This is a genomic window from Herbaspirillum sp. VT-16-41, assembly GCF_001994935.1.
Classification (GTDB): Bacteria; Pseudomonadota; Gammaproteobacteria; order Burkholderiales; family Burkholderiaceae_D; genus Herbaspirillum; species Herbaspirillum frisingense.
Genome location: NZ_MUXB01000103.1, coordinates 26,476 through 40,130, shown reverse-complemented (window position 1 = coordinate 40,130; position 13,655 = coordinate 26,476). Strand labels below are relative to the sequence as shown.

10 protein-coding genes are annotated in these 13,655 nt (G+C 62.4%); 4 read left to right on the top strand and 6 right to left on the bottom strand.

The genetic code is table 11. The annotated features are described in order from the left end of the window. Positions 1-177: 177 nt before the first annotated feature. The 3 genes from BTM36_RS12295 (at position 178) to BTM36_RS12285 (ending at position 2,938) form a co-directional block, all read left to right on the top strand. Positions 178-429, top strand: a complete 252-nt coding sequence (locus BTM36_RS12295; RefSeq protein WP_006463474.1) for a hypothetical protein — start codon at positions 178-180, stop codon at positions 427-429. Between the two features lie 23 nt (positions 430-452). Further along, complete coding sequence (locus BTM36_RS12290; RefSeq protein ID WP_077236499.1) at positions 453-1,091, top strand: ATP-binding cassette domain-containing protein; 639 nt, start codon at positions 453-455, stop codon at positions 1,089-1,091. A gap of 242 nt (positions 1,092-1,333) precedes the next feature. Continuing rightward, positions 1,334-2,938 carry a methyl-accepting chemotaxis protein gene (locus BTM36_RS12285; RefSeq protein WP_077236498.1) on the top strand — a complete coding sequence of 535 codons (1,605 nt, stop codon included), beginning with the start codon at positions 1,334-1,336 and terminating at the stop codon, positions 2,936-2,938. An 8-nt stretch (positions 2,939-2,946) separates the two neighbouring features. On the opposite strand, the gene BTM36_RS12280 is transcribed toward BTM36_RS12285, so the two are convergent. From BTM36_RS12280 to BTM36_RS12260, 5 genes are read right to left on the bottom strand one after another with little or no spacing between them, the layout of a single operon-like run. Continuing rightward, entirely contained in the window at positions 2,947-3,213 is a 267-nt protein-coding gene (locus tag BTM36_RS12280; protein ID WP_006463471.1) for a PAAR domain-containing protein, read from the bottom strand. A 36-nt stretch (positions 3,214-3,249) separates the two neighbouring features. Next, positions 3,250-4,383: a T6SS immunity protein Tli4 family protein gene (locus BTM36_RS12275; protein ID WP_077236497.1), complete on the bottom strand. Its 1,134-nt coding sequence runs from the start codon at positions 4,381-4,383 to the stop codon at positions 3,250-3,252. Then, positions 4,383-5,774, bottom strand: a complete 1,392-nt coding sequence (locus BTM36_RS12270) for a T6SS immunity protein Tli4 family protein (RefSeq protein WP_254426991.1) — start codon at positions 5,772-5,774, stop codon at positions 4,383-4,385. The genes BTM36_RS12275 and BTM36_RS12270 overlap by 1 nt, the downstream gene beginning before the upstream one ends. Further along, complete coding sequence (locus BTM36_RS12265; protein WP_077236495.1) at positions 5,771-7,516, bottom strand: triacylglycerol lipase; 1,746 nt, start codon at positions 7,514-7,516, stop codon at positions 5,771-5,773. Before BTM36_RS12265 ends, BTM36_RS12270 begins: the two co-directional genes overlap by 4 nt. A gap of 3 nt (positions 7,517-7,519) precedes the next feature. Continuing rightward, on the bottom strand, positions 7,520-10,306 hold the full coding sequence (locus BTM36_RS12260) for a type VI secretion system Vgr family protein (RefSeq protein ID WP_077236494.1): 2,787 nt from the start codon (positions 10,304-10,306) through the stop codon (positions 7,520-7,522). A gap of 386 nt (positions 10,307-10,692) precedes the next feature. On the opposite strand from BTM36_RS12260, the gene BTM36_RS12255 reads away from it, so the two are divergent. Beyond that, entirely contained in the window at positions 10,693-12,315 is a 1,623-nt protein-coding gene (locus BTM36_RS12255; RefSeq protein WP_139347140.1) for an acyl-CoA synthetase, read from the top strand. 22 nt (positions 12,316-12,337) lie between these two features. Here the strand turns inward: BTM36_RS12255 and BTM36_RS12250 are convergent, their stop codons facing one another. After that, a complete protein-coding gene (locus tag BTM36_RS12250; protein WP_077236493.1) occupies positions 12,338-13,615 on the bottom strand; it encodes a DUF445 domain-containing protein in 1,278 nt (425 codons plus the stop codon). Positions 13,616-13,655 lie beyond the last annotated feature (40 nt).

Below are 13,655 nucleotides of genomic sequence, written 5' to 3'. Positions count from 1 at the left end.
CAGCCTCATGGCTGCTACCGGGCGGGAACATCGGCCTGCAATATCCCTGGCCTCGGCCACATCTTCTATAATCCAGCCCAGGAGACAACCCATCGCCAGCATGATCCCGGCCAGTGATAGCGCCCATCCGGCGCGGCGCGGCGGCCACGCGGCGAACAACACGGCACGGTGAACGGCATGGCCCTGTATTTCAAGAACAAGCGACAGAAGACCTTCCTTGGTGCGCCCGTGGGCTGGCCACTGATGTTGCTGATGGCCGTCGACCTCTGCATTGCGGCCCTGATGTTTCTGTCCGATCACGACTGGAGCGGTCTGATCCTCCTGTATCCGCCACTGGCGCTGGCGCTGGCGATGCTGGCCGATGCCCGCAAGGAGAAACGCGCCGCCCAGGAAGCTGAACGACAAGCCGCCCGTCGCCAACGCCGTTGAAACGGCCTCACCCAATCCATCCGATGACCCAAGCTGCTGATCGTGCTGCCCTGCTGCTGGCTTCCCGCCTCAATTTTTCCTATCCCGGTCTGGATCTGTTCCAGGATTTCTCGGCTCGCATCACCTCCGGCGTGACGCTGGTGCGCGGCGGCGATGGGCGCGGCAAGACCACGCTGCTGAACCTGCTGGGCGGCTTCATGCCGGCACGCGATGGGGTTCTGGAACTGGACGGCATGCGCCTGGACAGCGATGGCGAAGCCTATCGACGTCAGGTCTTCTTCATCGACCCGCGTACCGAGGCCTACGACCAGATGTTGCCGGCGGAGGTATTCGCGGCGATGGCCGAGCGGTTTCCGCACTTCGACCACAGCCTGTTGCCGGCCCTGACCGAGGGCCTGTCGCTGACGCCCCATCTGGAAAAGAAGCTCTTCATGCTCTCCACCGGCAGCAAGCGCAAGGTCTACCTGGCTGCCGCCTTTGCCGCCCACGCCAGGCTCACGCTGCTGGACGACCCCTACGCCAGCCTCGACCGGGCCTCGATCAACTTCGTCGCCGCCACGCTCGATGCGCATGCCGATGATGCCCAGCAGGCGTGGGTGGTGGCGATGTACGAAACCCCGACGGCCATCCGCCTGGCCGGGACCATCGACCTGGGCGACTGAGCGATCCCACGCCCGGTCCCCGTTCCACCTTCACATTCTCTCCCCGCCGAGTTGCGTCGGGACGCCTGAGTCTTGGGCCTGTCGGCGCTCGCCCGCAACAAGGCCGTGCTTGGTTTCAACTGCATCGTCTTCTATGCTGGAGAAGGCAGGGCACAACCGGACTGCTGCCCGTGCCTTGCTTTCCGGTTACGTCGCCCAGCCTCCTTGCCTACCGACAATGAAACGATAACAGGGGGAATTCCATGCAACTTTCCAACGTCACCATCCGTGTGCGTCTGTGGTTGGGCTTCGGCCTGCTGATGGTACTGATGCTGGCCATGGCCGCCAGCGGCATCGTGCGGCTGGCTCAGCTGAATGGCCAGATGAAGGATGTGATCCACGACAAGTATCCCAAGACCGTAGTAGCCGGCGACATTGTCGACCAGCTCAATCTGGTGGCACGCTCGGTGCGCAACATCGTGCTGCTCAAGAAGGAAGCGCAGATCAAGAGCGAGTACGAGCGCATCAGCGGGGCCGACAAGGCCGTGCGCGAGGACCTGGCGCAACTGGACCGCCTGCTTACCGACGCCGACAGCCGTGCCGCCCTGGGCAAGCTGATCAGCGCCCAGACGGCCTACATGGAAAAACGCGACAAGGTCCTGACCATGGTGCAGCAGGGTGGCAAGGAGGGCGCCATCGATGTGCTCATCGACGAAGTGCGCCCGGTACAGAGCGCCACCATGAGCGCCGCCGACGCCCTCATCAAGCTGCAGCACGACATGATGAAAAGGGCGGGCGACGAAGTCGAGGACAACTACCAGCAAGCGCGCGCGCTGCTGCTGACGCTGGCCGTCGTCGGTCTGGCGGCCGCCACCGCCATCGCCTGGATGATCACGCGCAGCATCACCCGGCCCCTGGACCGCGCCGTACGCGTGGCCGAGACGGTGGCGGCCGGCGACCTGACCTCGGCCATCGACGCCCATGGGCGCGATGAGACCAGCATGCTCCTGCGTGCCTTGAAGAAGATGAATGACCGGCTGCTGGAGATCGTGAGCCAGGTGCGCGTCTCCACCGACACCATCGCCACGGCAAGCAGCGAGATTGCGCGAGGCAACCTGGACTTGTCTTCCCGCACCGAAGAGCAGGCAGCTTCGCTGGAGGAGACCGCCTCCTCGATGGAGCAGCTCACCGCCACCGTCCGGCAAAACGCCAGCCACGCCGGCCAGGCCGATCAACTTGCGGGCTCGGCCTCGGACATCGCGCGCCAGGGAGGGGACGTGGTCAGCCAGGTGGTAAAGACCATGGGAGCCATCGACGATTCTTCCAGGAAGATCGTGGACATCATCGGTGTCATCGATGGCATCGCCTTCCAGACCAACATCCTCGCCCTGAACGCAGCGGTGGAAGCGGCCCGCGCCGGCGAGCAGGGCCGCGGCTTTGCGGTGGTGGCCTCGGAGGAGCGTGCGCTGGCGCAACGCTCGGCCACGGCGGCCCACGAGATCAAAGGCCTCATCGCCGACTCGGTACAGCGGGTCAGCGATGGCAGCAAGCTGGTGGAGCAGGCCGGGCTGACCATGCAGGAGGTGGTGCAAAGCGTGCAGCGGGTGGGCGCCGTGGTCAACGAGATCAGCTCAGCCGGGCAGGAACAGAGCGCCGGCATCGAACAGGTGAACCTGGCTATCGTGCAGATGGACCAGGTGACCCAGCAGAATGCGGCGCTCGTAGAGCAAGCCGCTGCGGCGGCGCAGTCGTTGCAGGACCAGGCCGCGCAACTGGCGCGGCTGGTGTCGGTGTTCAGGCTGGAAGGAGGAACGCCGGGGTTGGCGGTGCTGGAGTTGCCGACAAGGGGTCGGCTGGCCTATGCGTAAGTCGACCGCTATTGAGCGCTGAAGTTGTTGGCACTGGCAATCAGGGTCGCGCCGCAACTGGTCTTGTGGCCCTCGTAGGCGACGGCGACGCCATTGATCTTGTGATGGGCATGGCCTTCGACGATGGTGCAATTCTCGTGACCCTTCTGCGGGCAACTGCAGGGGTCGCCTACACGGGCCACGGCAATGCCATTGACCTTGAAGTGTGAGGCGCTGACGCTGGTGACCTTGCCGCCGTGGGAGGTGGCGTCACCGAGACGAATGATCTTGGGCATGGGGATTTCCTTTCGGGCAGGGATTGGAGAGAGTGATCAGGAGGCGGACTCGGCGGGGTGGGCAACGCCGGATTGTGGAGTCTCGGCAGGCTGGGGCATCCCGGCAGGGGGATCGCGGTGAAGCAGCTTTTCGGGGCTTGCGGTGGGGCGTACGCGGAAGCTGTTGAGAACTTCGTCCCAGAGCTTCATGGCTTGCTCATCCGTTAGTTTTGTCTTTTGCGGATTGCGGTCTTTGTCGCGGTGACCGGTGGTGAGTTCGATCTTGAAAGCTGGCGTGTCCAGGGTACCTTCGCCTTCGGTCTCCCAGATGAAGCTATGGCCGCGCATGCCACCACTGTTCGGCGCCGTTGCCAGATGTTCCTGACCACGGTAGGGGCCGACTTGTCGATTGCCGCTGCGCAAAACCCGTACTGACGTGGCCAGGCGACCCAGAAATTGCAGCACCCCGCCCATGCGTTCCAGCAGTGGGCGGTCGTGCTTGCTCATGTGTAGAGGGTAAAACCAGACGGAGACAAACGCATCGGGATGACCGGCGATGTCGATATCGATGCCAGCCTCTTCCAGCTCCCACTCCGGGCTGGCGATGAAGCCACCCTCAAAGCAGTAGCCAGGCTCTGTCGGGATTTCGCTATCGAGGCGCGGCCGAAGATGTATTAGCGCCCTTTCCATTTTGCCGAGAACAAGTTCTTCCCGGCTCATGGTTCCCTCTACCGGTGGGCTGGTTCCGGCTTGTGCCTTCAAAAAATACTGCGTGCCATCGATCCATCGGTATCCTTCGACTTCGATGAGACCTCTAGCCCTTCCAAATTTCCAGAATGAGAACACACGAGTTCCTGCATCCAGGGTTTTCGATACGCGCAATAGGCTGGGATCCCTTTCGTGCTTTTCTGCTTTTAGCCTTGCTTCCTTTTGATTGAGTTTACTTTGAAAATCCTCGAACGACTTCTGCTCAGGACGCTTGATCTGCAGGTAATCGTACTTGTAGTCTGCTCCGCTAAGCTTAGATCCCTGGGGTACGTCGACAAGAAATCGACCGACGCAGAAAGTGGACACAGAAGGAGCTGGACGGTCGTTCATCAGTTCTGATCGCTGGTCACCACTATCAACAGCGCAGGCGGTCGCGACCAGCACCGCTAGTGAGAAGATCAACCAAGAGAGTGCGCGTCGCATCACGACTTGCTCCCGCCTTGCGTATCGGGACTTTCACCGGCCGAGCCGCTTTCCGAACTGGGGACGTCGGCCCCTTCTTCGTAATCGACCAGGGCCCATACGGTCTTGGTTTCATATGTCGGTGGTTTCTTGCGCAAGGCCTGCCACAGGTTCGGCGGACCCAGCAGGACAACGGAGGGCATCGTCTCGCCAGCCTTGAAGAAGCGCCGACGACCGCCGGCCACATTGCCGGTGTCAACGCATCTCCACCAGCCATTCTGTGGGCAAATACTGCCGGTCCCGGCGAGCTCACCGAGAGGACGCAAGGGGGAGGATGGAGGATTGTTCTGGCTGGTTTTCTGCGGGTCCGTGGTCGGACGCACGCGGAAGCTGTTGAGAACTTCGTCCCAGAGCTTCATAGCTTGCTCATCCGTCAATTTTGTCTTTTGCGGGTTGCCATCCTTGTCTCGATGACCGGTAGTGAGTTCGATCTTGAGTGCTGGTGTATCCAGGGTACCTTCGCCTTCGGTTTCCCAGATGAAGCTGTGGCCGCGCATGCCACCACTGTTCGGTGCCGTCGCCAGATGTTCCTGGCCACGATAGGGGCCGACTTGGCGATTACCGCTGCGCAGGACCCGCACTGATGTGGCGAGGCGACCGAGCGATTGCAGAACTCCATCCATGCGCTCCAGTAGCGGGAGGTCATGTTTGCTCATGGCTAAGGGATAGAACCAAACTGAAACGAATGCGTCGGGATGATCTGCAATATCGATATCGATACCTGCTTCTTCGGCCTCCCACTCGGCGCTAGCAATAAAACCTCCTTCAAAACAGTAGCCGGGTTCCGCAGGGATTTCCGTTTCGAGGCGCGGCCGAAGATGCGTGAGGGCCTTCTCCATCTTGCCGAGAACAAGCTCTTCCCGACTCATCGTTCCCTCGACAGGCGGGCTGGTCCCAGCTTGCGCCTTGAACAGATATTGTGTTCCATCGATCCAGCGATACCCCTCAACTTCAATCAAACCTGCTGCCGTAGGAAATTCCCAGAAAGAAAAAACACGAGACTCCATACTCGGCGTCCGCAATTCGCGCAGCAGGCTCGGATCCTGCTCGTGCTTCTCCGCCTTGAGGTTGATTTCCTTTTGGCTTAGTTCGCGCTGAAACTCCTCAAACGACTTCCCAACAGGGCGTTCAATCTGAAGATAGTCGTAATTGAAGTTACCACCGCTAAGGGCGGATCCCAGTGGTACATCGATAAGAAATCGACCTACGCAGAATGTTGATACGGCCGGGGAAGTGAAGTTAGCTTGCATGTTCATATAATTGGAACGCCGGTCAGCGCTGTCGTTATCGCCACGTGTTGCAAACAATAGCGAAGAATAAAATACGAGATGGACAAGGTATCGTCGTTTCATGTCTTCGCCGATTGGCGCCTCACCCATGGAGACGAGGAAACAATGCTGACAATGGAATACAGAGTTACTGCCTGTGCAATTGGGGCGTTATATGAATGTTGATGTTCGTAACTATCATGCGATTTCGATTTTCCTTCGTGCCTGAATATCTGAATTGCATGCGGCTTAGGTGCCGCGCCCGACTCGGCAGGTACCGTGCCGTCTCCTGGACCAGTCCCATCCTGAATGCTGAAGCGCGCTCGATGCTTTCCCGCGATGGCGAGTTCTACCGTTCCGTTTAGATCATCGAGTTTCAGTACGGCTGATCTTGGAGTGCTTGGTACAGGTAATGGACTTTTCCACGTCACTTCATTCCACGATGGCTTCTGAGGATCAGCAGCGTAATAAGCGTAAGTCGTCGGGTGATACTTATCGGCGATCATCTGGTGGAGCTCCATCGCTATCTTCATATTTTTTACATACTTATCAAAGTCCGCGTTGTCGGGGCCACCTGTAGCCGTCCGCTTGCCATCGGACTTAGCTCTCGCCTGAACCTCCCTGCCCACCGGATCAATCAAATCCTCCCTCACCAGTTTCCACCAATCAGTCGTATTGTTGAGATAGATGTTCGCGTAAGGATCGCCTTCACCCAAAAAGCTCTCCATCTCTTCAGGGAACCCACGCTGCCCCATACTGATATAGCTGACCCGTAGCCAATGCCGCTCTCCGCCGTTGGCCCAGGTCCGGTATTGATTGGTAGGAAGCAGTTCCAGTGGCCCTGCGGCGTTCGCCATTACGGCGGTACACTCAGCGCCATTGCGACCGAGGATCACCTGTGCCGCCCCTTCGAAGCCAGCGCGTATGCGCTTGTAGGTGGCCGGTGCTCCCAAGGCCGGCATAACTCCATGCACTACACCAAGGATGCGCTCCTGCATTTCTGGTAGCTGTACACACGCGCGGGCGACCAGACCGCCCATACTGTGCGTGACCAGGATCACTTGCTCGCAAGACTTCCTCTTACTACGGTAATAGGCGGTAATGCGCTCGATCTCTGTAGCCAGTCGCTTCGCCGAGACCTTGTTACTCTGCAACCAGTTGTAACCCACCGCATGTACTGGATAAAGTAATTCGGCCGCGTCGCGGAGCTGCTGCTCCTTCAACACAACGAAGGGCTTCTGCGCGCCCAGCTTCCCGGCATCCTGACGATTCATCACCAGTTCCTGCCACTGCGAAGTGAGCTTCTTGCCTTGGCTGGCCGGGTCAAAAATGAGCGCCATGCTCTTTTCCAAAAAATCCAGGATCTTTTCATAGCTATCGCCATGTAGCTGTCCCCAGCCCCGCCATCGGACGCGCTCGGCGTCGGTCTTGCCCGGCGCAAACGATAACAAAGTTTTACTTATGTCATCAGGGTAGGCGGGGCCTTCGTCATCGACCTCGGTATTGTTGGGATTAAGTAGCCGCTGCCGGTCTGCTGCGGTGCGTCTTGTATGCCCAAGCAGAAGGGCGATGCCGTCCCATTTACCTTCCGGCGGAAACCATGCCGCCCCTTTATCACGGCCCTTGACCTTGAGCCGCGTCCCCATGATCCCCGGCACGAAGACGATGGGCAGCACCGCATCCGGCGAGGTGAGGCACAGGGCGCGTACCTTCATGCTCTTGCCGGTCAGGACCGACTGCGCCACATCGTTGCCCTGATCGTCCCAGCTGGTGCCGACCAGGCGGGTGGGTTCCGGGTTGTTTGCCTGCTTCACTGTCTGATTCATTGCCTACTCCTTCAGTAGATGCAGCCGGGCGATGCGCAAGGCCATGTCCTGGCTCAGCTCGGTGCGGCCCTGCTCGTCGGTGATGCCTTCCATGGCGCTGCCATCATCAAGTTCGATGCGGTAGCGCTGGTGCGCATGGGGTCGCCCGCTGCCGCGGCGGGCCAATATGAAGCGCTCGTCAGTCGGCACATTGCTGACCGGCAGGGTGATCTCGGGAACGTGCGCGTCTGCACCGCCCAGGTGATGGAAATCGGCCGAGCGGATGACGTGGTCGCCGCTGCTCTGCTGGGTGATGGCGCCGCCGCCGAGATCAATCTGCGCGCCCTGTGCAACGAAGCGCAGACGCGGTGCCTGCAGCACGATTTCTTCTGCGGCGGTGAGAACGATGCGTTTGGCAGAGGTGGCTTCGATGTTGTCGGCGTCCGTCTGCAGTTCCAGCTTGCCGCTGGCGGCGACCAGCTTGATCCCCAACCGATGGGCGAACAGGCTGATGCTTTCGGCCACGCGGGCCAGCAGCTTCTTGCCCACTGAAAGCTGGGTGTTGCCCACACTGATCATGTCGATCTGGGTCTGTGCGCCGATGGCGATACTGTCTTCGCTGCTGATGGCGACACCAGCGGGCGCGGTCATGGCGACCAGGGGACGCCCGCCGCCGCTGCCTTCCTTGTCGGTGTTGCTGCCGGCTTCCCAGCGTTCGAGGCGTTCACGCAATGTGCTCAGGGCGCGGGCCTCGGTGTCGCCGGCACGGTGGGTCTGTGCCAGGGTGGCCAGTTGCTGCTGGACGTCCTGCAGCGCTGTCATGAGGCCGAGCAATTCCTGCCTGTCGAGTTGCCCTCCAGCGGCGGCCGGGCGTGCGGCGGCGCTGATCAGTACGCCTTGTCCACCCCGCAAGGCCAGTGACTGGTCGGTGCGCAACTCCGCGCCTTCACCCCGCGCGGTCCCAAAACCCTGGTCGCGGGGATGGGTGAGCCAGCCCAGGTTCAGTTCGCTGTAGCCATGCTGGGAGGCGAGCTGCGCGCTGATTTCGCGCGGCGTATCGTCCAGCCGTAGCTGGTTGTAGCGGTGGCCTCGGACTTCCTTGCTTTTGATGCCGGCCAGGAAGCGGTTGGCCGGTAGGGCGCCGATGTCGCTGAAGCTGGGCGGCAGGGAGGTGGCGCCGTGCACGCGACCGATGATGATGGGCTTGTCGGGATCACCGCCGAGAAAGTCGACGATGACTTCCTCGCCCACCCGGGGCAGACTGATCGCGCCCCACTGGTTGCCAGCCCAGGTACTGGCCACGCGCACCCAGGCCGAATCGCGCCCGCTGTCGCTGGCACCGGCGCCATTGGCGTGGCGATGATCCTCGATGCGGGTGCCGGGAAACCGGATCTTGACCCGGCCAAGCGGGTCGCAGAACACTGCCTCGTTGGGGGGACCGACCACGTGCGCGTTCTGCAGGCGGGGCGACGGCACATCCTGTCGGGGATCGAAGGCCGGTACCACCGGGGTGCCGCGCCGTACGCAGGAAAAATGGTTGCGGTAGCGGAACGCCCGCGTGGGCGCACCTTGATTCGGGCTTTCAACGCCCTGGTGTCCATCCTCGTTGCCTATTTCCCACCGGTTTCGAACCGACAAGGCCTTCACTTTGGTCGCCAGGCTATGCGGCAGGTTGTTCTCGGCCTCGACGTCGAGGCTGGTGACGATGAATTCCCGCTCGTGGGCGGGATGCCGGTCCAGCTCCGGATGATCTTCGATGGTGATCCACTCGCCCACGCGCAGTGCGCGCACGGTGGAGCGGGCCTGGAAGGATTTGGATTCGTACGCGTGGCGCTGCATGCGCAATTTGCCAAGCTGGCGATAGTCTTCCGCGTCGTTGCCGGTACGCGGGGCATCGATCCGGTAGTCATCCACACTGGCGGCGAAGCGGCTGCCGAGGATGCCCTGGTCCGCCCGGGTCGTTTCCCGGCTGTGCATGGGGCCGCCCTTGGCGTGGTCCCAGCCATAGCGATTGACGCTGCCGGGCCGCAGGGTTCTCATCGCGCTCCAGTGCGTGATGCTGTCCTGTTCGCCGGGCGCATGATCGCGGTGATAGCGCACCATGCCGGCGGCGTTGGCCGGCAACTGGAAGGCATCGTTGAATAACACCAGGGTGTGGGTCGGCCGGCCTGTGCGGTCCTCCGGTGTCGGCTCGCCCGGGCGGATGAACCAGCCTATGCCGCGCCGCTTCCAGAGCCGGCGCAGGAAGTCGCCATCGGACTCGTTGTGCTGCATGGTGAATTCGCGCAAGGGATAACCTTCGGCCAGCAAGCTCCAGTCGACGTCGAAGCAGGACGTGAGCACGGGATTGATGGTGCGCCACTCGGAAAGCAACACCTGCGTGACATCAAGCTCATTGGCATGCAGGAAGACCCGCGTATTGCTGCGCTGGCCCATCAGCGCCAGGGCGTCGCGCAGGATCAGCCGATAGCTGGCGAGGCCGTCCTCGACTTCACCGGCACTGGCCTCGGCAATCAGGCCAGACACCCTGCGCAATTGGCCACGATCGGTCACGAAGCGGATCTCGGCGGGCAACGCGATAAAGTCCTTGAGTGGCAGATCGGGCTGGGCAGAGATGCAGTGCAGGCGGTATTCGAATGCACCGCAGACGGCCTCATGGCCTGAGACGCGGGTCACCAGCAGGAGCTCGTCCAGGCGCGGCGCGGAAGCCGGCCCGGGTTCGGCGGGTGGCGGCTGCATCAGCCGCAAATGGATACTGCGTGCGATGTCGGAGTAGCCCGTAAGCGACTCCTTCAGAGAGCGGAAAACCATGCCAGGGTCCTCGATGCGAATCCGCCTGGGTGCCGGGGGCATGCAGGACGGCAGAGCTATAGATGGAATGGGGTAGGACGCAATGCGATTGAGGCGGTTATGCTAGCGGCGGCATACGCAAGCTTCGAGGCGAGGAAGACTGTTGAAGGGTATTTTCGTTAGAATTCGATAACATTCATTGCCGCGCATGCATGCAGCAATGGACGGCCTGCACGCAGTCCCGCGTGCTGCGACAAGGCCAAGGCGGTGAAAGACAGGCTCATACCGGCCTGACCCACGAATCAGAGGCGCGCCCGCGTAGGCAGCGCCCGCCGGATCAACCGGGACCGCACGGCCCCGACACCCGAAGGAGACCAGAAGTGAATCCCACCATCCCGCCACGCACCGTGATCAATGGCACGCACTACCGCCACGACGAAGCGGCGCCGTACCACTGGCAGATCCCCGAATTCTTCAACATCGGCATCGCCACCTGCGACCGCTGGGCCGATGGCAGTGGCCGTCCCGCCATCATCAGCGAGGAGGCCGACGGCAGCGTCACCACCTGGAGCTACGACCAGCTCAAGACCCTGAGCGACCAGTTTGCCCAGGTGCTGGCGGAGGCCGGCATCGGGCGCGGGGACCGCATCGGTATCTACCTGTCGCAACGCATCGAGACGGTGATCACCCATATCGCCGCCTACAAGCTGGGGGCGATCACGGTGCCGCTGTTCTACCTGTTCGGGCCGGAGGCCATCGCCTATCGGCTGCAGAACAGCGAAGCGGCGGCGCTGGTGACCGACAGCAGCGGCATGGACAAGGTCCACCTGGCCGGCGAACTGCCGGCGCTGAAGGTGGTGTTCTGTGTGGAGCAGTCCGATATCGTGCTGCCGCAGACCACCGACTTCTGGGATCGCCTGCGCGCGGCGGCACCGCTGCCGCAGGCGGTGGCAACACGGGCCGACGATCCGGCCATGATCATCTATACCTCCGGCACCACCGGCAAGGCCAAGGGAGCGCTGCATGCACACCGTGTGCTGCTGGGGCATCTGCCGGGCGTGGAGGTCTCGCACGACAGTTTCCCGCAGCCTGGCGACCGCTTCTGGACGCCGGCCGACTGGGCCTGGATCGGGGGGCTGCTGGACGTGCTGCTGCCGTCGCTATACCACGGTGTGGCGGTGGTGGCGCGGCGCCTGGAGAAGTTCGATGCCGAGGCCGTGTTCGGCCTGCTGGCGCGGCATGACATCCGCAATGTGTTCTTCCCGCCGACCGCCCTGAAGATGCTGCGCGGGACACCCTCGCCCCGGGAGCAATGGCCTTTCTCGCTGCGCAGCGTGGCCAGCGGCGGCGAGACACTGGGTGATGACCTGATCGCCTGGGGACGCGAAGCACTGGGCGTTACCATCAACGAATTCTATGGCCAGACCGAATGCAATCTGGTGGTCTCATCCTCGTCGAAGCTCTATCCCAGTGCTTCGGGCAGCATGGGCCGTGCCGTGCCGGGGCACGACGTGCAGATCGTCGACGAGGATGGCCGGATCGTGGCGCGTGGTGCCGTCGGCAACATCGCCATCCGTGCGCCGGACCCGGTGATGTTCCTGCGTTACTGGCGCAATGAAGAGGCCACGCAGGAGAAATTCGCCGGCGACTTCCTCCTCACGGGTGACCTGGGCAACATGGATGAGCAGGGCTATATCCGCTACCTGGGCCGCAATGACGATGTCATCACCTGCGCCGGTTATCGCATCGGGCCGGCGCCGATTGAGGAGTGCATCATGCGCCATCCGGCGGTGCGCATCGCTGCGGTGGTGGGCATCAAGGATGCATTGCGGACCGAGGTGGTGAAAGCCTTCGTGGTGCTCAAGGAGGGCCACGCACCGGGCCAGGCACTGGTGGCCGAGCTGCAGCAGCATGTGCGGGCACAATTGGCGGCCCATGAATATCCCCGCGTGATCGCCTTCGTCGATGCGCTGCCCACCACGGCCACCGGCAAGATCATGCGCAAGACCCTCAAGGAGATGGATCAGTAGTCCGGTTCACCCTGCCCAGGCGTCATGGCCCGTGTGCGGCCCATTGCATCAACCATGACAGGCCGAACAGCAGGGCGCCGATCAATCCCCCCACCAGCGTGCCATTGATGCGGATGTACTGAAGGTCGCGCCCGATGTTCAGTTCGATCTGGCGCGACAGCTCGGCGCTGTCCCACTGCTTGATGGTGTCGCTGATGTGGCGCGTAAGCAGTTGCGCTACCTCCGGGCTGAGGCTGGCCATGGCCTGTTCCAGATGATCGTTGAGGGAGGCGCGCAAAGCCGCGTCCTCCTGCAGGGCGCGACCTATCCATTGCGTGGCGGCAGCAGCCTGCGCGTGCAGGGCCGAATCGGGTCGTTCCAGGTCTTGCCGTAGCCAGGTGCGCAAGCTCTCCCAGAGACTGCCGACATAGGCGTTCACGGCCTCGCCTTGCAGGACCTCGCGCTTGATCTGCTCGGCACGCTCGCGCAGGGCGGGGTCCTGCTTCAGACGCTCGATGAAGCCTGCCAATTGGCGGTCGAAGGCCTGGCGCAGCGAGTGTTGCGGGTCCTCGGCGATGCCGCTCAGCAGTTTGTCCAGGATGTCGGCCAGGGTGGCGGCGGATTTCTCGCCGATCCAGCTGGACGGCAGCAGCTTTTCGATCTTGGGATATTCGCGCTGCAACCATTCCACCATGCGTTCGGCGATGAAGGCGCGGGTCTCTTCGCGATTGAGCAGTTCGGCCAGTGCCACGATGGCACGGTCCAGCAACTGCTGGTGGCGGCCGTCCAGGGTGAGGGTATCGAGGACGGTGGCCAGCGAGCGCGACAGGTCCAGCTTGCCCAATGCCGCATGCAAGGCGTCGCGCACGAAGGCCTGGATGCGACGGTCGTCGGTGAGCGTGAGCACGGCACCGACCGCCTGCGCCATGTAGCTGCCCAGGCGGGCGGCATTCTCGGGCGCGGCCATCCAGGCCGACAGGCGCTGCGCCGGATCGTGCCGACGCACCAGCGTAGCGAGCGATTGCGGGCTCAGGAATTTCTCTTCGACGAACACCGCCAGGTTGTCGGCGATGCGATCCTTGTTGCGCGGGATGATAGCGGTGTGCCGCGACAACCAGGGCAAGGGCAGGTGGCGGAACAAGGCGCTCACCGCGAACCAGTCGGCCAGCGCGCCCACCATCGCCGCTTCGGCCATGGCCCGCAGCAGGCCGCTCCACAGCGAAGGCGGCGCCAGCGACGCGCCGACGAACAGCGCCACCGCCGCCAGCAGGCAGATCAGGGCCAATCGTTTGGCGCGACGCAAGGCTTGTGATTTGTCCATGTCGATGCAGTGCGTGTGATGAAGGTCCTTTTGCTCGCGG